The organism is Bradyrhizobium sediminis (assembly GCF_018736105.1).
Lineage (GTDB): Bacteria > Pseudomonadota > Alphaproteobacteria > Rhizobiales > Xanthobacteraceae > Bradyrhizobium.
Map to the genome: position 1 here is coordinate 90,288 of NZ_CP076135.1, position 20,780 is coordinate 111,067.

General features: G+C 64.2%; 22 protein-coding genes, 1 tRNA gene and 1 pseudogene. 12 read left to right on the plus strand and 12 right to left on the minus strand.

Annotated features, from left to right (window positions below):
• Positions 1 to 27: 27 nt before the first annotated feature.
• From KMZ68_RS00420 to aroA, 6 genes are all read right to left on the minus strand, one after another.
• Entirely contained in the window at positions 28 to 420 is a 393-nt protein-coding gene (locus tag KMZ68_RS00420) for a LapA family protein (protein WP_215613993.1), read from the minus strand.
• Between the two features lie 81 nt (positions 421 to 501).
• Positions 502 to 807 carry an integration host factor subunit beta gene (locus KMZ68_RS00425; RefSeq protein WP_215604210.1) on the minus strand — a complete coding sequence of 102 codons (306 nt, stop codon included), beginning with the start codon at positions 805 to 807 and terminating at the stop codon, positions 502 to 504.
• A gap of 172 nt (positions 808 to 979) precedes the next feature.
• Complete coding sequence (gene sppA / locus KMZ68_RS00430; protein ID WP_215613994.1) at positions 980 to 1,960, minus strand: signal peptide peptidase SppA; 981 nt, start codon at positions 1,958 to 1,960, stop codon at positions 980 to 982.
• 210 nt (positions 1,961 to 2,170) lie between these two features.
• Positions 2,171 to 3,874 (minus strand): 30S ribosomal protein S1, encoded by a 1,704-nt coding sequence (gene rpsA, locus KMZ68_RS00435; protein WP_215613995.1) that lies wholly within the window; start codon positions 3,872 to 3,874, stop codon positions 2,171 to 2,173.
• A 232-nt stretch (positions 3,875 to 4,106) separates the two neighbouring features.
• Entirely contained in the window at positions 4,107 to 4,745 is a 639-nt protein-coding gene (gene cmk, locus KMZ68_RS00440; RefSeq protein WP_215604213.1) for a (d)CMP kinase, read from the minus strand.
• Entirely contained in the window at positions 4,742 to 6,079 is a 1,338-nt protein-coding gene (gene aroA / locus KMZ68_RS00445; protein ID WP_215613996.1) for a 3-phosphoshikimate 1-carboxyvinyltransferase, read from the minus strand. The genes cmk and aroA overlap by 4 nt, the downstream gene beginning before the upstream one ends.
• Positions 6,080 to 6,225: 146 nt before the next feature.
• Between aroA and KMZ68_RS00450 the strand changes: the two genes are divergently transcribed.
• The 3 genes from KMZ68_RS00450 (at position 6,226) to KMZ68_RS00460 (ending at position 7,135) form a co-directional block, all read left to right on the plus strand.
• Positions 6,226 to 6,651, plus strand: a complete 426-nt coding sequence (locus KMZ68_RS00450; RefSeq protein ID WP_215613997.1) for a TIGR02300 family protein — start codon at positions 6,226 to 6,228, stop codon at positions 6,649 to 6,651.
• A gap of 65 nt (positions 6,652 to 6,716) precedes the next feature.
• Positions 6,717 to 6,792 (plus strand) — tRNA-Ala (locus KMZ68_RS00455).
• Between the two features lie 103 nt (positions 6,793 to 6,895).
• On the plus strand, positions 6,896 to 7,135 hold the full coding sequence (locus tag KMZ68_RS00460; protein ID WP_215613998.1) for a GIY-YIG nuclease family protein: 240 nt from the start codon (positions 6,896 to 6,898) through the stop codon (positions 7,133 to 7,135).
• 9 nt (positions 7,136 to 7,144) lie between these two features.
• On the opposite strand, the gene KMZ68_RS00465 is transcribed toward KMZ68_RS00460, so the two are convergent.
• A complete protein-coding gene (locus tag KMZ68_RS00465; RefSeq protein ID WP_215613999.1) occupies positions 7,145 to 7,603 on the minus strand; it encodes a MarR family winged helix-turn-helix transcriptional regulator in 459 nt (152 codons plus the stop codon).
• A 168-nt stretch (positions 7,604 to 7,771) separates the two neighbouring features.
• Between KMZ68_RS00465 and KMZ68_RS00470 the strand changes: the two genes are divergently transcribed.
• The 9 genes and pseudogenes from KMZ68_RS00470 to KMZ68_RS00510 all read left to right on the plus strand — a co-directional run bounded on the left by KMZ68_RS00470 (position 7,772) and on the right by KMZ68_RS00510 (position 15,722).
• Positions 7,772 to 8,197, plus strand: coding sequence for an organic hydroperoxide resistance protein (locus tag KMZ68_RS00470; protein WP_215614000.1), 426 nt, complete (start codon positions 7,772 to 7,774; stop codon positions 8,195 to 8,197).
• A 176-nt stretch (positions 8,198 to 8,373) separates the two neighbouring features.
• Entirely contained in the window at positions 8,374 to 9,579 is a 1,206-nt protein-coding gene (locus KMZ68_RS00475) for a CaiB/BaiF CoA transferase family protein (protein WP_215614001.1), read from the plus strand.
• A gap of 203 nt (positions 9,580 to 9,782) precedes the next feature.
• Complete coding sequence (gene ugpB, locus KMZ68_RS00480; protein ID WP_215614002.1) at positions 9,783 to 11,096, plus strand: sn-glycerol-3-phosphate ABC transporter substrate-binding protein UgpB; 1,314 nt, start codon at positions 9,783 to 9,785, stop codon at positions 11,094 to 11,096.
• Positions 11,097 to 11,205: 109 nt separating this feature from the next.
• On the plus strand, positions 11,206 to 12,087 hold the full coding sequence (gene ugpA / locus KMZ68_RS00485) for a sn-glycerol-3-phosphate ABC transporter permease UgpA (RefSeq protein WP_215604220.1): 882 nt from the start codon (positions 11,206 to 11,208) through the stop codon (positions 12,085 to 12,087).
• On the plus strand, positions 12,087 to 12,935 hold the full coding sequence (gene ugpE, locus KMZ68_RS00490) for a sn-glycerol-3-phosphate ABC transporter permease UgpE (RefSeq protein WP_215604221.1): 849 nt from the start codon (positions 12,087 to 12,089) through the stop codon (positions 12,933 to 12,935). The genes ugpA and ugpE overlap by 1 nt, the downstream gene beginning before the upstream one ends.
• A 7-nt stretch (positions 12,936 to 12,942) precedes the next feature.
• Positions 12,943 to 14,037, plus strand: a complete 1,095-nt coding sequence (locus tag KMZ68_RS00495; protein ID WP_215614003.1) for a sn-glycerol-3-phosphate import ATP-binding protein UgpC — start codon at positions 12,943 to 12,945, stop codon at positions 14,035 to 14,037.
• Between the two features lie 259 nt (positions 14,038 to 14,296).
• Complete coding sequence (locus KMZ68_RS00500) at positions 14,297 to 14,722, plus strand: Hsp20 family protein (RefSeq protein ID WP_215614004.1); 426 nt, start codon at positions 14,297 to 14,299, stop codon at positions 14,720 to 14,722.
• Between the two features lie 50 nt (positions 14,723 to 14,772).
• Positions 14,773 to 15,039 (plus strand): DUF1150 family protein, encoded by a 267-nt coding sequence (locus KMZ68_RS00505; RefSeq protein ID WP_215604224.1) that lies wholly within the window; start codon positions 14,773 to 14,775, stop codon positions 15,037 to 15,039.
• Positions 15,040 to 15,244: 205 nt separating this feature from the next.
• Positions 15,245 to 15,722 (plus strand): annotated as a pseudogene (locus tag KMZ68_RS00510) (GNAT family N-acetyltransferase).
• Here the strand turns inward: KMZ68_RS00510 and ptsN are convergent.
• From ptsN to KMZ68_RS00535, 5 genes are all read right to left on the minus strand, one after another.
• Complete coding sequence (gene ptsN / locus KMZ68_RS00515; protein WP_215614005.1) at positions 15,683 to 16,144, minus strand: PTS IIA-like nitrogen regulatory protein PtsN; 462 nt, start codon at positions 16,142 to 16,144, stop codon at positions 15,683 to 15,685. The pseudogene KMZ68_RS00510 and the gene ptsN overlap by 40 nt on opposite strands.
• Before the next feature lie 254 nt (positions 16,145 to 16,398).
• Positions 16,399 to 17,007: a ribosome hibernation-promoting factor, HPF/YfiA family gene (gene hpf, locus KMZ68_RS00520; protein ID WP_215614006.1), complete on the minus strand. Its 609-nt coding sequence runs from the start codon at positions 17,005 to 17,007 to the stop codon at positions 16,399 to 16,401.
• 60 nt (positions 17,008 to 17,067) lie between these two features.
• Complete coding sequence (rpoN, locus tag KMZ68_RS00525) at positions 17,068 to 18,729, minus strand: RNA polymerase factor sigma-54 (RefSeq protein ID WP_215614007.1); 1,662 nt, start codon at positions 18,727 to 18,729, stop codon at positions 17,068 to 17,070.
• 117 nt (positions 18,730 to 18,846) lie between these two features.
• A complete protein-coding gene (gene lptB, locus KMZ68_RS00530) occupies positions 18,847 to 19,845 on the minus strand; it encodes an LPS export ABC transporter ATP-binding protein (protein ID WP_215614008.1) in 999 nt (332 codons plus the stop codon).
• Between the two features lie 212 nt (positions 19,846 to 20,057).
• Entirely contained in the window at positions 20,058 to 20,780 is a 723-nt protein-coding gene (locus KMZ68_RS00535; protein WP_371741394.1) for an LptA/OstA family protein, read from the minus strand.

Here is a 20,780-nt window from a genome sequence, read left to right on the forward strand (position 1 = left end):
CTTTAAACCGGGCTGACGGGGCGGGTTCTACAACGTCGCGCCCTGCTTGTCTCGCCCGCCGGACCCGTAACCGCTGCCCTGCGTCAGCGCCGGAAGACGCTGCGGATCGCCGCGCCAGGCCGCCGGGCTTGCGCGGAGATCGGCCAGTTGCGTCCGGGCCGCCCGCGCCTCGGCCTCGTGCTGACGCGCGGCGCGCCGCCAGTGGCGCTGCCGGAACCAGGTCGCGGAGCCGCCCGCCACCACACCGAGGATCGCCACTGCGATGATGACGACGAACAGCGGCAGCGTCACCCCGACCGCCGGATAGGTCGAATTGAACGGGTCGAACGACACCGTCACCAGATGGCGGTTGGCGACCGCAAAGATGACGAAGAACAGGCCAAGGGGAATGACGACCAGAGCCGTGAGAAACTTTCGCATGACCATCTCTCGCGTTGACGGAGGCCCTTGGCCCATTCCGCTAGTGGCTTGCGAACCCCGCGGCCAACCGGCGTGAAACGCCTATGCGCCGGCGTCGGAAGCCCCGCTGTCGCGGTTCAGCCGTTCGCGCATTTCCTTGCCGGTCTTGAAAAACGGAACGCTCTTCTGATCGACCGGCACATGCGCTCCGGTGCGCGGATTGCGGCCGGCGCGGGCGGGGCGATGCTTCACCGAGAACGCGCCGAAGCCACGCAGCTCGACCCGGTCGCCGCGCGCCAGGGCTGCCACGATCTCATCGAGGATCGCGTTCACAATATTCTCGACATCCCGCTGGTAAAGATGCGGGTTGTGCTCGGCGATACGCTGAACAAGTTCGGATTTGATCATCGAGACTGGGACCCGGGAACGTGCGGATATCCATTTCCGTGAAAATACCTTGAACTGTCAAGACGCTAAATCAATTTTGGGCGGCGCGAAAAGGCGTGACAAACGGCCGGATTGGGGATTGTGACGATACCCGCAATGCGGGAGGACGGCACCGACACCGGATTTTTACGGATCAATTGCCCCCCGCAGGTTGCCACAGCGCCAGCATTCCATCGAGACCGAGGCGATCGACGGCCTGGGCGAGGCCGGCGTGCTCGACCTGCCGCGCGATCACGCTCAGGCCGAGCGCGTCCAGCGTGATGTAGGCCGCGGTTCGCAGAAAAGTCAGGTCGCTGAGGTGCGGCGACAGCCTGTAGTCGCGCACCGGCAGATCGGCCTTGACGCCCTTCTGCGCGACCAGCCACGCAATGGCGGTCTTCTCGTCGCCGAGCTGATCGACCATCTTGAGATCGAGCGCCTGGCGGCCGGTGAAGACCCGTCCGTCCGCGACCTTCTCGAGCAGGCCGTCGTCGATGCCGCGCCGTGATTTCACGAGGCCGCGAAACCATGCGTAGGAATCCTTTACCAGCGCATCGAGGGCTGCGCGCGCCTCAGGGCTGGTCGGCTCGAAACCGTTGGGCGCTGCTTTCAGCGGCGAGGATTTCACTTCCTCGACCTTGACGCCGACGGTCTTCAACAGTTCGGTGAAATTCGGATACTGGAACAGCACGCCGATCGAGCCGACCAGCGAGCTTTGCTGCGCGACGATATGATCGGCCGCGATCGCGGTGATGTAGCCGCCCGACGCCGCCAGCCCCTCGACCACGACCACCATGGGCTTCTTCGCCTTCAGGCGCACCAGCGCGTCGTAGAGCTGCTCGGAGCCCGCGGTGGTTCCGCCGGGCGAATTGATGTGCACGACGACGGCCGCGGCGCGCGATTTTTCCAGCCGCTCCAGCGCCTCGATGCGATCATTGTTGCTGCGGATCAGGCCGTCGATATGAACCCGCGCAATCGATCCCGACGTCGTGAAGGTGCCGCGTCCGGCCGGCGTCGCGACCACGCCGACGGTGACGACGGCCGCGATCGCGACCACGGCGGCGACCACGCGCCAGAACGTCAGCTTGCGGCGTATCCGGCGGCGATCGACGATCACGTCTGAATCAAGCGACATCGAAAAATCTCCCAGGAAGCGGCCGTGGAGGGATCGCACGGTATTCTCCGCACAGCCCTAACATGTCGTGCCTCAATTACATCAATTGCGATGCAATATGAAGAAAACAAGGCCCCTTCTTCCCTCTCCCCTTGGGGGGAGAGGGGAAGAAACAAAAAGGGCCCCGGTCGAAACCGGGGCCCGATTGGTAAAGACGGAAGGCGCGAAGGCTTACTTGTCGGTGCGCTGCTTGAGCGCGGTGCCGAGAATGTCGCCCAGCGTCGCCCCCGAATCGGAGGAGCCGTACTGCGCGATGGCTTCCTTCTCTTCGGCGACTTCCAGCGCCTTGATCGAGACCTGCACCTTGCGGGCCTTCTTGTCGAACTGGATCACCCGCGCATCGACCTTTTCGCCGACGGCGAAACGTTCGGCGCGCTGGTCGTTGCGGTCGCGGGCCAGTTCCGACCGCTTGATGAAGGTGGTGAAGTCGGTACCGGAGATCTTGACCTCGATGCCGCTTTCCTTGACCTCGAGCACTTCGCAGGTCACGACCGCGCCCTTCTTGACGTCGCCCGGCTCGGCGAAGGGGTCGCCTTCGAGCTGCTTGACGCCGAGCGAGATGCGCTCCTTCTCGACATCGACGTCGAGCACCACGGCCTTGACCATGTCGCCCTTCTTGAAGTTGTCGATCACCTGCTCGCCCGGAAGCTTCCAGTCGAGATCGGACAGATGGACCATGCCGTCGACGTCGCCTTCGAGACCGAGGAACAGGCCGAACTCGGTCTTGTTCTTGACCTCGCCCTCGACCACCGAACCGACCGGGAACTTCTCGACGAACACTTCCCAGGGATTGCGCATGGTCTGCTTGAGGCCGAGCGAAATGCGGCGCTTGACCGAATCGACCTCGAGCACCTGCACTTCGACTTCCTGCGAGGTCGAAACGATCTTGCCGGGGTGCATGTTCTTCTTGGTCCACGACATTTCCGAGACGTGGATCAGGCCTTCGATGCCTGGTTCCAGTTCGACGAACGCGCCGTAGTCGGTGATGTTGGTGACGCGGCCGGTGAAGCGCGCGTTCAGCGGGTACTTGGCCTCGATGCCCTGCCACGGATCGTCCAGCAACTGCTTCATCCCGAGCGAAATGCGGTGGGTCTCGTGGTTGATCTTGATGATCTTGACCTTCACGGTCTGGCCGATGGTGAGCACCTCGGTCGGGTGATTGACCCGGCGCCAGGCGATATCGGTGACGTGCAACAGGCCGTCGATGCCGCCGAGGTCGACGAACGCACCGTAGTCGGTGATGTTCTTGACGACGCCGTCGATCACCTGACCCTCTTCGAGGTTCTGCACCAGTTCCTGGCGCTGCTCGGCGCGGGTCTCTTCCAGAACCGTGCGGCGCGACACCACGATGTTGCCGCGGCGCCGATCCATCTTGAGGATCTGGAACGGCTGCGAATTGTTCATCAAGGGTGCGACGTCGCGGATCGGACGGATATCGACCTGGGAGCGCGGCAGGAACGCCACTGCGCCGTCGAGATCGACGGTGAAGCCGCCCTTGACCTGATTGAAGATGACGCCGTGCACCTTCTCGTTGTTGTTGAAGGCCTTCTCGAGCTTGCCCCAGCTCTCCTCGCGGCGCGCCTTGTCGCGCGACAGCACGGCTTCGCCGAGCGCATTCTCGATGCGGTCGAGAAACACCTCGACCACGTCGCCGACCTTGAGTTCGCTTTCGCGGCCGGGCCCGGCGAATTCGCGCAGCGCCACGCGGCCTTCGGTCTTCAGGCCGACGTCGATGACGGCCATGTCCTTCTCGATCGCGACAACGGTGCCCTTGATGACGGAGCTTTCCTGCAGATTGCCGCCGGCAAAGCTCTCGTCGAGCATCGCGGCAAAATCGTCGCGGGAAGGATTATATGAAGCAGCAGTCGAAGCCATTTGTTCTCCAGATGCGGGTAAAGCCGGCCATTCGGGTTAAAGGGCGTGTCGCGCGTGAAGTGTCGAGGTTCCGCAAACCCTGACGACCGCTATCCGCGAACAATCGCGAGAGCGGGCCGGCAGCATGACTGCACGTTCGATACGTTGATTGTGTCCGGGGCCTGAGCTTATCGATCTCGAAGCCGGGAGCGGGCTTTCCTCCAATGACGGCAGCGGTTTAGTTTGAGAGCGCTCAAACCCGCTGCCGGCCCGCTCGGACGGCCTCGACAATGTCGATGGCGGCCCGGACGCCGCCTTCTATATCCAAATGCGAGTTATCGAGCAAGTAAGCATCCGGGGCCGCCTTCAGGGGGGCTATGGCCCGGTTCTGGTCGCGTTCGTCGCGTTTGAGGATATCCGCCAGCACCAGGGCCTCGTCGGCCTCCTCGCCCCTCGCCCGCGCCTCCAGGGTCCGGCGCCGGGCCCGGACCTTGGGGTCGGCGATGACGAAGATCTTCACATCGGCGTTCGGGCAGATCACGGTGCCGATGTCGCGACCGTCGAGCACCGCGCCGGGCGGATCGGCGGCGAATTGGCGCTGAAAATTGACCAATGCCTCCCGCACCCTGGGGATGGCCGAGACCACCGAGGCCGCCTCGCCCACCATTTGCGTCTTCAGCGCGGGATTCCCGAACTTTTCGGGATCCAGTTCCATCGCGACGGCGACCGCGCGGGCCTCGTCGGTAAGATCGGCGCCGGCATCCAGCAGCGCCTTGGCCACCGCGCGGTAGATCACGCCGGTATCGAGGTGACGATAGCCATAGTGATGGGCGAGCCGCTTGCCGAGCGTGCCCTTGCCTGAGGCGGCCGGTCCGTCGATGGCGATGATCATGAGAACTCCGCTCCCAGCGAGCGCATCATCGGGATGAAATCCGGAAACGAGGTGGCGATGAAAGCGGTGTCGTCGACCTTCACCGGCTTGTCCGAGGCCAGCCCCATCGCCAGCGCCGACATCGCGATGCGGTGATCCATGTGGGTGGCGACAAGGCCGCCGCCGGGAACATGACCCCTGCCTTCGACGATCAGGTCGTCGCCCACGATCTCCACCTTGACCCCGTTGACCCGCAGCATGGCGGCGGTGGCCTCCAGCCGGTCGGATTCCTTGACCCGCAATTCCTGCAGGCCTCGCATGATGGTGGTTCCCTCGGCAAAGGCGGCTGCGACCGCGAGCACCAGATATTCGTCGATCATCGACGGCGCGCGTTCGGGCGGCACCTCGACGCCGCGCAGCTTCGAGGCGCGCACCCGGAATTGCGCCATCGGTTCGCCGGCATCGCCGCGGACCTGGCTTTCCTCGATCGATCCGCCCATTTCCCGCAGCGTCGTGAACAACCCGGTGCGCAGCGGATTGGTCATGACATCGGACAGAACGAGGTCGGAACCTTCGACAATCAACGCCGCCACGATCGGGAACGCCGCGGAAGACGGATCGGCCGGCACCACGACCTCGGCGCCGTGCAGTTCGGGCTGGCCGGTGAGCGATATCTTGCGGCCATGGCTGCCTTCCCGCGTCGAGACAATCTCGGCGCCGAAGTGCTTCAGCATCAGTTCGGTATGGTCGCGACTCGCCTCGGTCTCGATCACGGTGGTGACGCCGGGCGCGGCCAGCCCCGCCAGCAGCACCGCGGACTTGATCTGGGCCGAGGCCACCGGGGTGCGGTAGAGGATCGGCAGCGGATCGCGCGCGCCCTGCAGCGTCAGCGGCAGCCGGCCGCCTTCCCCGCTCGCCATCACCTTCGCCCCCATCAATTCCAGCGGATCGAGCACCCGCCGCATCGGCCGCGAGCGCAGCGAGGCGTCGCCGTCGAAAACCGCGGTAATCGGGCAGCCGGCCACGGCCCCCATCACCAGCCGGCAGCCGGTGCCGGAATTGCCGAAATCGAGCGCGGCCTGCGGTTCCGCGAACCCGCCGACGCCGACGCCGCGCACGACCCAGGCGAAATCGCCGGTCCGCTCCACTTTCGCACCCAGCGCCCGCATCGATTTGGCGGTATTGAGCACGTCCTCGCCCTCGAGCAGGCCCGCGATCCGGGTTTCGCCGACCGCGAGCGCGCCCAGGATCAGGGCACGATGGGAAATCGACTTGTCGCCGGGAACGCGGACTTTGCCGGTCAGGGGCCCGCTGGCGCGGGATTCAAGCGGCCTCGGTTGGTCAGATTGGGTCAAGATTGTGTCCTCTACGGGGGCGGCAGGTATCACATGACCCGCACCGCGTCACGCGGCTGTCGGAATGCGCGCAGAGCGCTATTGACAGGGGCGCGGCAACTAGCCAAGTGAAGCACCGTTTTTCAGAAATTCCCAGGATTCCACACGTGGCCAAATCCGATCTCGGAACCAAACGCATTTGCCCGACGACGGGTAAGAAATTCTACGACCTCAACAAGAACCCGGTGATCTCACCTTACACCGGGGAGGTCGTGCCGATTGCGCCGATTCCGCCGCCCCGGACCCGCGCCGACGCCGCGGCGCGCGCCGCTGCAGCATCCGCCGCCGCCAACGCCGAGGCCATGCCGGAGCCCGCGGAAGCCGAAGAATTGGTGCCGCTCGAGGAAGCCGATGCCGAAGAGAACACCGGCAAGGTCAAGGCCGTCGTTCCGGAGTCGGAAGACGACATCGAGATCGACGAGACCATCGAAGACGACGACGATGACGATTCCACCTTCATCGCCGACGAGGAAGAGGGCGACGAGGACGTGACCGACATCATCGGCGACGTCGGAGGCGACGAAGAGACTTGAGATAAACCCCGAACTGTGTTCTGGGTTCTGCCCCGCGCGTCGCCCAAGGCGCGCGGAAGACTTACGGGGCCATAGCTCAGCTGGGAGAGCGCTTGCATGGCATGCAAGAGGTCGGCGGTTCGATCCCGCCTGGCTCCACCACGCTTCGCCCTTCGGGCTACGCGTGGCGCAGCCACGTGATGCCCGAAGGGCGAAGCGTGGTGCCCGGCATAGCCCGAAGGGCGACGACGGGCTGGAGGCAGCCATGTGGTACGTCTACATCATCCGCAGTATCAATTTTCCCGAACAGGAATACGTTGGCGCAACCGCCGATTTGAAGCGGCGGCTACCGGAACATAATGCCGGTAAGTCGACCCACACCGCCAAATTCAAGCCTTGGGAATTGGTCTGGTACTGCGCCTTCCCGAACAAGTACAAGGCGCTGGAATTCGAGAAATATCTCAAATCGCATTCCGGCCGGGCATTCGCGAAGAAACGCTTCTGACACCTTCGGCTATTCCGAGACCAACGCATTCAGCCGGTCGCGCAGCGCGATGATGTCGTTCTTGATCGCCGAAAGTTCTGGGATCGAGCATGCCGAGGCGGCGAGGATGGATTGGGGCACCGCCCGGGCGGTTTCCCGCAGCGCCTGCCCCTGCGGCGTCAGTGCGATCAAAACCTGCCTTTCATCTTCGGTGCTGCGGGTGCGTCTGACCAGACGCGCCGCCTCCAGCCGCTTGAGCAGCGGCGTCAGCGTGCCGGAATCCAGGAACAGCCGCTCGCCGATATCCTTGACCGGCACGCCGTCGCGCTCCCACAGCACCAGCATCACGAGGTATTGCGGATAGGTCAGGCCGAGCCGGTCGAGCAGCGGCTTGTAGACGCGGTTGAAGGCGTGCGCGGTCGAATAGATCGCGAAGCAGATCTGGTTGTCGAGCCGCAGCGGCTGGTCCGCCGCCTGTTTCCTGACCATGGCTAACCTCATCGCGGAATTGAAGATTCCGGTCCCAATCTGCGCTTTTCGGCGCCGATATTCAATTGCGAACAATTAAATGTGAAATCAGATATTTTATATTGCGCACAATCTAATTATGCGCAATATAACGGGCATCGAAACCGAAGCAAGCAAGGGAGACCACCCATGTCCGTGAACGTGCTCTACAAGACCAGCGCCAAGGCCAACGGCGGCCGCGATGGCCGCGCCGCCACGCTCGATGGAGCGCTGGACGTCAAGCTGGCCACGCCGAAGGAACTGGGCGGCGGCGGCGGCGCAGGCAACAATCCCGAGCAGCTGTTCGCCGCCGGATACGCCGCCTGCTTCATCGGCGCGATGAAGTTCGTGGCCTCGCAAGGCGGCCCGAAGGTGCCCGCCGATGCGGCGGTGACCTCGACCGTGGGCATCGGGCCGCGCTCGGCCGGCGGCTTCGGCCTCGATATCGATCTCGCCGTCTCGCTGCCGGGCATCCCGCGCGCCGACGCCGAGGCGCTGGTGCAGAAGGCGCACCAGGTATGCCCCTATTCCAACGCCACCCGCGGCAATGTCGATGTTCGCCTGACCGTCGTGTGACGGCTGTACCGGATGGCCCGCCGCGATGACCGGCGGGCCGTTCGCCGCGTGGAATTTACCGCAACCCGCGCGACGGCTGTCCCGTCATGCGCCTGTGCGCGAGAAGGCATTGCCGCCTAGCCTGAAGACCGATAGCTCAGGAAATCCATTTTCATCCTGAGCGAAGGTTGCTTTCCATGAGTTCACAAGCTGCTCCCGGCGCAATGACCGGATTGCGCGTGATCGACCTGACACGCGTGCTCGGCGGACCCTATTGCACGCAGATCCTCGCCGATCACGGCGCCGACGTGATCAAGGTCGAGCCGCCGGCCGGCGACGAGGTGCGCGACTGGGGCCCTCCGTTCCACGGCGAGGACGCGGCCTATTTCGTCGGCATCAACCGCAACAAGCGTTCGATCGGCCTCGACCTCGCTTGCGAGGGCGGCCGCAGCGTTCTGATGAAGATGCTGGAAACCGCCGACGTCCTGATCGAGAATTTCAAGCCAGGCACGCTCGACAAATGGGGCATCGGCAACGACGTGCTGCGCGCGAAATTTCCGAGGCTGGTGCACTGCCGGATTTCCGGCTTCGGCGCCGACGGCCCGCGCGGCGGCAATCCCGGCTATGACGCCATCATCCAGGCCATGACCGGCATGATCGCCGCGACCGGCTCGCCGCAAAGCGGGCCGATGCGGATCGGCGTGCCGCTGGTCGACATCACCACCGGGCTCTACGCCGCGATCGGCATCCTGATGGCGCTGTCGGAACGGCAGAAATCCGGCCTCGGGCAGTTTCTCGAAACCACGCTGTACGAAACCGGCCTCGCCATCATGCATCCGCACGCGGCGAATTATTTCATGCACGGCAAGCCGCCGAGCCTGACCGGCAACGAGCATCCCAATCTCGTGCCCTACGCGATCTTCCCGACCCGCACCGACAACATCTTCATCGGCGTCGGCAATGACGGCACCTTCCGCAAGCTGGCCAACGAGATCGGCAAGCCCGAACTCGGCACCGATCCGCGATTTGCTCGCAACAAGGACCGCATCGCCAACCGCGATGCGCTGCGCAGCGAGCTCGCCGCCGTGTTCAGCCAGTTCGACGCCGGGCCGCTGTGCGACCGCCTGCTCGCCGCCGGCCTGCCGGCAGGCCCGGTGCAGTCGATCGACCAGGCGCTGACCAGCGCCCATACCGCCCACCGCGGCGACGTCATCGAGAAGGACTGGTACAAGGGGGTCGCCTCGCCGATCCGCCTTTCGCGCAGCAAGCCGAGCCTGCGCCGCACCCCGCCGAAATTCAGCCAGCACACCGCCGAGGTGCTCGGCGAATTCGGTTACTCCAAGGCCGAAATCGAGGCCCTGGTGGCCAGGGGCGCGGTCTGCGGCAGCGAACGGAAGCGCTGAGACCAGATCGCGAACGTATCAGGGGTCGTCCCGGCGGTGCCGGGGCCACCACCTCGATGGATGCGAACGCATCCACCTATTTTCCCGCTTCCCTTGGCCGCCGCTTCCCCAATATCATAGTTTCGCTTATACGGTCATTTGCACGTCATCCAGCGCTGTTATCGCGCCAAACGAAGATGATGGTCCAACCGGGAGGAATTTCTATGATGCTTCGACACTTCGGCCTCGCCACCACGCTGGCGGCTACATTCGCGCTCGCCAGTCCCGCTCAAGCGGTGACGGAGCTTCAGTGGTGGCACGCCATGACCGGCGGCAACAATGACGTCGTCAACAAGCTCGCGGCAGACTTCAACGCCAGCCAGTCGGACTACAAGGTCGTGCCGTCCTTCAAGGGCGGCTATGCCGACACCATGAACGCCGGCATCGCGGCGTTCCGCGCCGGCAACGCGCCGCACATCATGCAGGTGTTCGAGGTCGGCACGGCGACCATGATGAGCGCCACCGGCGCCATCAAGCCGGTGTACCAGCTGATGAAGGATGCCGGCGAACCGTTCGATCCCAAGGCCTACCTGCCGACGATCACGGGCTACTACTCGACCTCCAAGGGCGAGATGCTGTCGTTTCCCTTCAACTCGTCGTCGACGGTGATGTGGATCAACAAGGATGAGCTGAAGAAGGCCGGCATCGCCGCAATCCCGAAAACCTGGCCGGAAGTGTTCGATGCGGCCAAGAAACTGAAGGCGGCGGGTCATGCGACCTGCGGTTTCTCCAACGCCTGGGCGTCATGGGTCCATATCGAGCAGTTCTCGGCCTGGCACAACGTCGCGATCGGCACCAAGTCGAACGGGCTCGACGGCTTCGACACCGAGCTGCAGTTCAACTCGCCGCTGCACGTCAAGCACCTGCAGAACCTGATCGACCTTCAGAAAGACAAGACCTACGACTATGCGGGCCGCGCCAACGCCGGTGAAGCCCGCTTCGGCTCGGGTGAGTGCGCGATCTTCCTGACTTCCTCGGGCTATTACGGGACCGCCAAAGGCACCGCCAAATTCGATTTCACCTCGGCGCCGATGCCCTATTATCCCGATGTCGCCGGAGCTCCGCAGAACTCGATCATCGGCGGCGCGTCGCTGTGGGTGATGGGCGGCAAGAAGCCCGAGGAATACAAGGGCGTGGCGAAGTTCTTCGCGTTCCTTTCCGACACCGACCGCCAGGCCAAGCTGCATCAGGAATCCGGCTACCTGCCGATCACCAAGGCGGCCTATGAAAAGACCAAGGCGTCCGGCTTCTACGAAAAGAACCCGGTGCTGGAAACGCCGCTCAAGGAACTGACCAACAAGGAGCCGACGGCGAATTCACGCGGCCTGCGCTTCGGCAACATGGTGCAGATGCGCGACCTCTGGGCCGAGGAAATGGAAGCAGCCCTTGCCGGCAAGAAGACCGCCAAGGAGGCGCTCGACGCCGCCGTGGCGCGCGGCAATGCCGTGTTGCGGACGTTTGAAAAGACCGCAAAGTAGGCCATCCCAAACAGCTCCCTCTCCTTTTCGGAGAGGGAGCCTGTCCCGCCTCGCCTGAGAATGCCGGGACGTCTGAATGAGCGAGTCGGGAAAGAGCAAGTCGGCCTGAATGGAAAAGTCTGCGGTCTTCAACGGCAAGCTGCTCCCCTACCTGTTGCTCGTGCCGCAGCTCATCATCACATTCGTATTTTTCTACTGGCCTGCCAGCCAGGCCGTCTGGCAATCCTTCCTGCGTGAGGACGCCTTCGGGCTCAGGTCCGAATTCATCGGCCTGGAGAATTACCAGGCGCTGTTCGCGCAGCCCGAATATTACGCCGCGATGCTGACGACGCTGGTGTTCTCGACCCTGGTTGCGGTGCTGTCGCTGTCGATCGCGCTGTTGTTCGCAACCCAGGCCGACAAGAACCTGAAAGCCGCCCCGGTCTACAAGACCTTCATGATCTGGCCCTATGCGGTGGCGCCGGCCGTGGCCGGCGTGCTGTGGTTCTTCATGTTCCATCCGTCGCTCGGCACGCTGGCGCGGCCGCTGCGCTGGATGGGCTTCGACTGGAATCCGGTGCTGAACGGCGACCACGCCATGATGCTGGTGGTGATGGCCGCGGTGTGGAAGCAGATTTCCTATAACTTCCTGTTCTTCCTGGCCGGGCTGCAGTCGATCCCGAAAAGCGTCATCGAGGCCGGCGCGATCGACGGAGCAGGCCCGATGCGGCGGTTCTGGACCATTGTCTTCCCGCTGCTGTCGCCGACCACCTTCTTCCTGCTGGTCGTCAACGTCGTCTACGTGTTCTTCGATACGTTCGGCATCATCGACGCGGTGACCGGCGGCGGTCCTGCCGGCGCCACCACCACCATGGTCTACAAGGTCTATGCGGACGGACGGCTCGGCGGCGACCTCGGCGGCTCGGCCGCGCAATCGGTGGTGCTGATGGTGATCGTGATCGCGCTGACCGCGATCCAGTTCCGCTACGTCGAGCGCAAGGTGCAGTACTGATGGTCGAGCACCGCCCCTGGAACGACGTCATCGCCTACGCCATCCTGACGCTCGGCGTCTTTATCGTGGCCTTTCCGGTCTATCTGGCGCTGATCGCCTCGACCCACGACGCCGGAACCGTGGTCGGCGGCAACATGCCGTTGTCGCCGGGAAGCCAGACGCTCGAAAACTATTACCGCGCCATCTTCGTCGGCGGCTCGCGCACCAGCCGCGAACCGGTCGGACATCTCCTGATGAACTCGTTCATCTCGGCGCTCGGCATCGCGGTGGGCAAGATCATCATCTCGATCCTGTCCGCCTACGCCGTGGTGTATTTCCGCTTTCCGTTCCGCAAGACCGCGTTCTGGATCATCTTCGTCACCCTGATGCTGCCGGTCGAGGTTCGCATCTATCCGACCTACAAGGTGGTGGCCGACCTGCATATGCTCGACACCTATGCCGGGCTGATCCTGCCCTTGATCGCATCCGCCACCGGCACGCTTCTGTTCCGGCAATTCTTCATGACCGTGCCGGACGAGTTGCTGGAAGCCTCCCGCATCGACGGCGCCGGACCGTTCCGGTTCTTCAAGGACACGCTGCTGCCGCTGTCGGTCACCACGATCGCGGCGCTGTTCGTGATCCAGTTCATCTATGGCTGGAATCAGTATTTGTGGCCGCTCTTGATCACCACGCAGGATTCGATGCAGACCATCGTCACCGGCATCAAGAAGATGCTGACGACGACCGACGAACTGGCCGAATGGCAGCTCGCAATGGCAACGGCCGTTCTGGCGATGCTGCCCCCCGTCGCGGTGGTGGTGTTCATGCAGCGGCTGTTCGTGCGCGGCCTGGTCGAGACGGAGAAATAGGACAGATATGGCTAACGTAGTTCTCCGCGACGTCCGCAAAACCTACGCCGGTGGCTTCGAGGCCATCAAGGGCATCGATTTCGAGGTCGGCGATGGCCAGTTCTGCGTGCTGGTCGGCCCTTCCGGCTGCGGCAAGTCCACGCTGCTGCGCATGGTCGCGGGGCTGGAGACCATCACCGGCGGCGAGATCGACATCGGCGGGCGCATCGTCAACACGATCGAGCCGGCCGAACGCGACATCGCCATGGTGTTCCAGAACTACGCGCTCTATCCGCATATGAGCGTCTACAACAACATGGCCTATGGCCTGCGCAACCGGCGCATGCCGGAGCCCGAGATCGACACCCGCGTGCAGGAAGCCGCGCGCATCCTCGAGCTCGGCACCATGCTCGACCGCAAGCCGCGGCAGCTCTCCGGCGGCCAGCGCCAGCGCGTCGCGATGGGCCGCGCCATCGTGCGGCAGCCCAAGGTCTTCCTGTTCGACGAACCGCTGTCCAACCTCGACGCCAAGCTGCGCATCGCCATGCGCGTCGAGATCCGCAAATTGCAGCGCCGGCTGAAGACCACGTCGATCTACGTCACCCACGACCAGCTCGAAGCGATGACGCTCGCCGATATCCTGGTGGTGATGAATGGCGGCCGGGTCGAACAGATCGGCAATCCGCTTGCCATCTACCAGAAGCCCGCGACCACCTTCGTCGCCTCCTTCATCGGCGCGCCGCCGATGAACTTGATGCCGCTGCGGGCGGACGAGATCCGAATCCAGTTCGCCGGCGACAGCCGCGCGGCCGGCGAGGCCGGCATCCTCGGCATCCGCCCCGAGGATTTCGTGATTTCGAACGAGACGATTGCCGGCGGCACCGCGCTCGATCTCACCGTGGAAGCGATCGAGCGGGTCGGGGCCGAGACCTTCATCTATGGCACCCGTCAGCTCGAAATTCAGGGCATTGCCGCCAATCCCGGCGAATTGCCGCCGGGCGAAGTGATCGTGCGGATCCCCGGCGCGGTGGCGCCCGCCATCGGCGAGCGAATCAGGGCGGTGGCGCCGCGCGAAAAGCTGCATCTGTTCAGCGCCGACGGGCGGAAGCGCGTCGACCTTTGAACGTCATTCCGGGGCATCGCGCAGCGATGAGCCCGGAATCTCGCGCGACAACTTCTGGATTCCGGGTTCGCTCCCTTCGGGAGCGCCCCGGAATGACGCCGGGAGAACCATTTTGTCGCGGTTAATCAGGTGCTTGAACACCTCCCAAATCATGCCCATATTGGCTGTTGACCGGAGGGCAAATCCGCCGGCCGGCCAAAAATGGGGCGCCGCAAGGGCCCTGAAATGCCAAAGTCGCTTCGAGAGGGCTTTGTAAAATATGTCTCGTGTTCCTTCGTTATCCAGTCCGTTCCTGCTTGGGTTCGACGAAATCGAGCGTGCGCTCGATCGCGTCGTCAAAGGCGCCGACGGTTATCCTCCCTACAACATCGAGCGCTGCGACCGTGCCAACGGCGCGCCCGAACGCCTGCGGATCACGCTGGCGGTCGCTGGTTTTACCCGCGATCAACTCGATGTAACCATTGAGGAAAACCAGCTCGTGATCCGGGGCCGCCAGCATGACGACAAGGCCCGGCAATACATCCATCGCGGCATCGCCGCGCGCCACTTCCAGCGCACTTTCGTGCTGGCGGAGGGGATGCAGGTGCTGGGCGCGGACCTGAAAAACGGGCTGTTGTCGATCGATCTCGCCCGGCCGGAGCCGGAAAAGGTCGTTAAGACAATTGCTATCAATGAACACGAATAATGGAACGAGTAGCGGACTCGACCGCTTAGCCTGACAAAGGAGTCGAGACCATGACTGAAGGTAACGTTGTCTACGAACCCACCGCCGTCTCCCCGGAGGCGCTGGCGACCCTGGGCGAGGGACACATCGCCTACGTGAAGCAGATCCGTTCCGAGGACGTGCCGGGGTTGTTTCCCCAGGCGCCGAAGATCGCGCCGGGACTGAAGCTGTTCGCGCTGCATGCCGCCGACGGCACGCCGATCATGCTGACCGACAGCCGCGAAGCGGCGATCGCCAACGCATGGAGCAACGAATTGCAGGCCGTCAGCGTTCACTGACCGAGCCCTTGCTCGTGTCACTGACGCCACGCGCGCGCATCGGGAATTCGTAAATACGCGGGCATTGCCTCGATCATATCGGGCCGATGTCCGCGTATTTCATTTTGGGCCGACGTCATGCTCCGGGTGGAATCGAATGCGTGAAGGAGCGCCGCAGCCGATCGTCGCGGCCGAGCTGTCGAACGGCCGTCCGTTGGGCGTGGCGATGCTCGCGCTCAACAACGCGCACGCGCAGGAACTGTCGTGGCTGGAGCCGGAGCGGCTCGAGCAGCTCGTCGCCCAGGCATTCCAGGCGCGCAGAATCGGCAACCTCGACGCCTTCATGCTGGCCCTCGATCAGGACGCCGACTACGACAGCCCGAATTTCCTCTGGTTCCGCGCCCGTCATGCGCGCTTTGTCTATGTGGACCGGATCGTCGTGGCAGGGTCCGCGCGCGGACTTGGCTGCGCGCGAAGGCTGTATCACGACCTGTTCGAGCAGGCTTGCAAGGCCGGGCACAGACCGCGTGGTCTGTGAGGTCAATACGCGTCCGCCGAACCCCGAGTCGGACGCTTTCCATGCGGCGCTGGGATTTGTCGAGGTCGGTCGCGCGAGCATCCATGAGGGCCGCAAGACGGTGCGGTACCTGTCGCGAGCGCTGCCTTACGCCGCGCTCGCCGGCGGCAGCGCCAGCACCGAATAGATCGCCTGGGCGTCGCGCGAGGCGCGCAGCTTCTTGGCGACGTCCTGGTCGCGCAGCAGCCGCGCGATCCGCGCCAGCGCCTTCAGGTGATCGGCACCGGCGCCTTCCGGCGCCAGCAGCAGGAACACCAGATCGACCGGCTGGCCGTCCATCGCCTCGAAATCGATCGGGCGTTCGAGGCGCGCGAACAGGCCGAACAGCTTTTCCAGCTTGGGAAGCTTGCCGTGGGGGATGGCGACGCCATAGCCGACGGCGGTGGTTCCGAGCTTCTCGCGCTGCAGCAGCACCTCGAACACCGAGCGCTCGTTCTGCCCGGTCAGGGCGGCTGCCCGCGCCGCCAGCTCCTGCAGCGCCTGCTTCTTGTTGTTGACCTTCAAAGCCGGGAGAATCGCCTCGGGTGCGACCAGATCGGTAATCGTCATGGGGCGTTCCGAGGTGAATTAAACCGTCAGGTTGCGAAATAGGGTTCAGAGGGGCGGCGTCAAGAAGATGAGGCGGTAGGCGGGCCTGTTACCCGGGTCCCAGTCTGGGGCTGCTACGGGCTTTCTCCTACGCGCCTTCTCCTACTCCAACGCAAGACCGGTGCCAACCACCCGGGGGAGTTGTTCCCAGCCCCCGCCGTCGAAGGCGGCGGACCATAGGGAGGGTCCCGCGGGGCGTCAATGCCGATTGCCGCCTATCCCCCGGGCTTGACGGCCGGGGGGTCGATCCAGCCGACATTGCCGTCCGGCCGCCGGTAAATGATATTCACCCGCCCGCTCGAACCGTGCTGGAACACCAGGCAGGCGGCGCCGGTCAGGTCCAGTTCCATCACCGCTTCGCTGACCGACATCCGCTTCAACGAGGTGGTGGCCTCCGCGATGATGACCGGATTATAGCCGACATCGTCGTGCTCCTCGTCCGCCGGCGCCTCGATGACGTAGCTCGGAACGTCCAGCGTGGGCGCGGTGAGTTCGGCCAGCGCCTCCGCCTCGGCATGGGCCTTGCGGGCCGAGCGGTCCTTGAGGCGGCTCTTGTAGCGGCGCAGGCGCTTTTCGATCATCAGCAGGGCCTGGTCGGCGCTGGCATAGGCGTCGGCGGCATTGGAATCGGCTTCCAGCGTGATCCCCGAATCCAGATGCAGCGCGCAGTCGGTGCGGAAGCCGAAGCCGTCCTTGCTCAGCGTAATGTGGCCGGAATAGTTGCCGTCGAAATACTTGCGCAGAACCTCATCGGTGCGCTCGCTGACGCGCCCGCGCAGGGCGTCGCCGACGTTGATGCTTTTTCCCGAGATCCGGAGGGTCATTTGAGGCCTCGATTAGTCTTGGAGGGGAACCGACACTATCCCGATTTCGCCGGGACGCAATCAGGCAGGCTGCGTGTCGCGGGATCGGTCGGAGGATGCGGCGGGCGCGGAAAGGGCATTGCCGAGCATGCTTTGCTTGTCGCGTCGGCGTTGCACCGAGGACGGGATTCGCATCGCCTCGCGGTACTTCGCAACCGTGCGGCGGGCGATATCAATGCCGGTGGCGCGCAACCGTTCCACGATGGTGTCGTCGGACAGGATCATGGCCGGGTCTTCCGCATCGATCAGCTGCCTGATGTGGTGACGGACGGCCTCCGCCGAATGGGCTTCGCCGCCGTCGGCCGACGCGATCGAGGCGGTGAAGAAATATTTCAATTCGAAGCTGCCGCGATTGGTCGCCATGTATTTGTTGGCGGTGACCCGCGACACCGTCGATTCATGCATCTGGATCGCATCCGCCACCGCCTTGAGGTTGAGCGGCCGGAGATGCGCAACGCCATGGGTAAAGAAGCCGTCCTGCTGGCGCACGATTTCGGTGGCGACTTTCAGGATGGTGCGGGCGCGCTGATCGAGCGCGCGCACCAGCCAGGTCGCGTTCTGCAGGCAATCGGTGAAATAGGACTTGTCGCCGTCCTTGCGGATGTTCTTCGACAGTTCTGTGTAATAGACCTGATTGACCAGCACCCGCGGCAGGGTGTCGCTGTTGAGTTCGACATGCCAGCCGCCGTCGGGACCGGGCCGCACATAGACATCCGGCACCATGGTCTGGGTGCGCGACGAGCCGAATTTCAGACCCGGCTTCGGATCGAGCCGGCGGATTTCGCCGATCATGTCGGTGATATCTTCGTCGTCGACGCCACAGAGTTTTCGCAACGAAGCGATATCGCGCTTGGCCAAGAGATCGAGATGCTCGACCAGCGCCTGCATCGCCGGGTCGTAGCGATTGAGCTCGCGCAGCTGGATCGCCAGGCATTCGCTCAGGTTGCGCGCGCAGACGCCGGGCGGATCGAATTTCTGCAGCACCGCGAGCACCGCCTCGACCTCCGCCGGCGACGCTCCCAGCCGCTCGGCGGCCTGCCCCAGATCCGGCGGCAGGTAACCGGCCTCGTCGACGAGATCGATCAGATATTGCCCGATCATGCGCTGCGCCGGCCCGGTAAAGGCCACCGCGAGCTGTTCGGCCAGATGGCTGCCGAGCGTGACCTCGGCGGCGACGAAGGCTTCGAGATTGTAGCTGTCGTCGTTGGAGGCGCCGCCGCCCCATTCGGTATAGGCGGTGGGCGCCGCATCCTGCGCGGTGCGCGCTGCGGCCTCGGCCGGCTCCTCGGAGAACACGTTGTCGAGCGGGGTATCCAGCGTCTGTTCGATCTCGGTGCGGCTGCCGAGGTCGCGGTTCATCCAGTCTTCCTGGCCCGGCTCGAAGCTGTCGCCGGCGGAGCCGCCTGCCATTTCCGAGGGCTCGCTGCCGCTTTCATCGCCATAGGCGGGACCCTGCTCCTCACCGCCGGCATATTCGCCCCGCTCCGGGGAGGGTTCGCCGGCGACCGGCGGCTCGGGGCCGTCGCTGGCGCGCTCCAGCAGCGGATTGCGCTCCAGTTCCTCTTCCACGAAGGCCGAAAGGTCGAGATTGGACAGCTGCAGCAGCTTGATCGCCTGCATCAGCTGCGGCGTCATCACCAGCGACTGGGATTGGCGGAACTCTAGTCTCTGCGTCAGCGCCATCGAAACAAGAACCGATCCAAGGAAGTTGGTCCGATTCTTGCTTAAACTAGTCCAAAGCCGATGTACACGGCTTGACGAACTGGAAAAAAGGACTAGAGGCGAAATTCCCGGCCAAGGTTAAAGCCGGAACTCCTCGCCCAGATAAAGCCGCCGCACGTCCGGGTTGTTGACGATCTCCTCCGGATTGCCCTCGGTCAGGATCTCGCCCGCATAGACGATATAGGCGCGATCAGTCAGCCCCAGCGTTTCCCGCACATTATGGTCGGTGATCAAGACGCCGATGCCGCGATTGGTGAGGTGGCGGACCAGGTCCTGGATGTCGCCGACCGCAATCGGATCGATGCCGGCGAAGGGCTCGTCGAGCAGCATGTAGTTCGGACGGGTCGCCAGCGCGCGGGCGATTTCGACGCGGCGGCGCTCGCCGCCGGACAGCGCGATCGACGGGGTTTTCCGCAACCGGCCGATGTTGAATTCGTCGAGCAGCGAATTGAGTTCGGCCTCGCGCTTCTTCTTCGAGGGCTCCACGACCTCGAGCACGGCGCGGATATTCTGTTCCACGGTGAGGCCGCGGAAGATCGAGGCTTCCTGCGGCAGGTAGCCGATTCCGAGCCGGGCGCGCTGGTACATCGGCAGCCTGGTGACGTCGTGGCCGTCGAGTTCGATGGCGCCGCGATCGGCCTTGATCAGGCCGGTGATCATGTAGAACACCGTGGTCTTTCCGGCGCCGTTCGGGCCGAGCAAACCGACGGCCTCGCCGCGGCGGACATAGATGCTGACGCCGCGCACGACCTGCCGGGTGCCGAAACTCTTTTCCACGCTGTGCACGGCCAGCAAGCCCGCCTTCTTGGTCAGCCGCAGCGCGGGCGCGCCATTGACCTTGGGGCGGGGACGGGGCTTTTCCGCTGCCGGAGGCGGCGCGCCCGGTTTCAGGACCGGCGGCGCCTCGCGGGCGAACGGCGAGCCGTCGCGCGCCAGCGGCGGCGCGTCGCGCACCGGGCTGGTCAGCATATCGCCGATGGTATCGCCGAGCGCGGTGATGTCCTCACGCGAGCGCGCAAATCCCGGCGGATTGCGTTTCGCCGGGCGCCGACGGAACATGCTGAGTAAATCCACCATCCCCCGCTTCGCTTCAGCCTTTCACGGTGATCCCGCGACCCGCCGCGGGCCAATCGATTTAGCCCCGGCGACATGAATGAATGGATGTCCCTTGCCCGGCGGAACACCCTCGATCGGGCACGGGTTGGCAGCCGCCGGGCCGCCCCGTAGATACAGGCTTGCAGGGCGCGCTTCAACCTCACCGCCGGCAGATATCACACAAGTGATTGATGTTATTTTGGTTTATTAGAGGAACCTGATCCGGGAGCCGGCGTCGAAGACGGCATTCCCGGGATCGCCGGAGTTCCCTGGCCGCCGGATGAGATGAACAGCCCCTGGACGCGCCCGCTGTCGGATTCCACCCGCGAGACGCCGGTCGCCATGTCCACCATCAACCGGTCGCCACGCAGCACATTCTTGCCCTGGGTCAGGACGATGCCGCCGAGCATGGTGATCATGTTGGCCCTGGTGTCGAACACGGCGGTTTCACCGGTCACCACCTGATCCTTCTGGGTCACCACCACGTTGCCTCTCGCCTCGAGCCGGCGGATCGACGAGCTGCCGCCGGGACCGGGAGTTGCGGACTGCATCGGCGCCGATTTGGCCGACTTCGAACCGGCGGCCTTCGCATTGGCGGCCGGCGCTGATGGCGACGAGGTCGAATCGTAGAACACCACCAGCGATTTGGACGTCATGGTGGTGTCGCCCTGCACCACCTTCACATTGCCGGCGAAGGTCGCTTCCTTCTTCTTGTCGCGCATCTCCAGCGAAGCGGCTTCGATCTGGATCGGCTGGTCGCGGTTCTGCGAAAAACCCTGCATCGCGTTGGGCACGCCCTGCACCGCGCTCTGCGCGCCGGCTTCACCGGCCGACATCAGCGCCAGCGCGCCAACGGCCGCGCCGAGGTAATGCGCGATCCGCCTGGTCGAACTGCTGCTCGGAGAAAACATCATCAT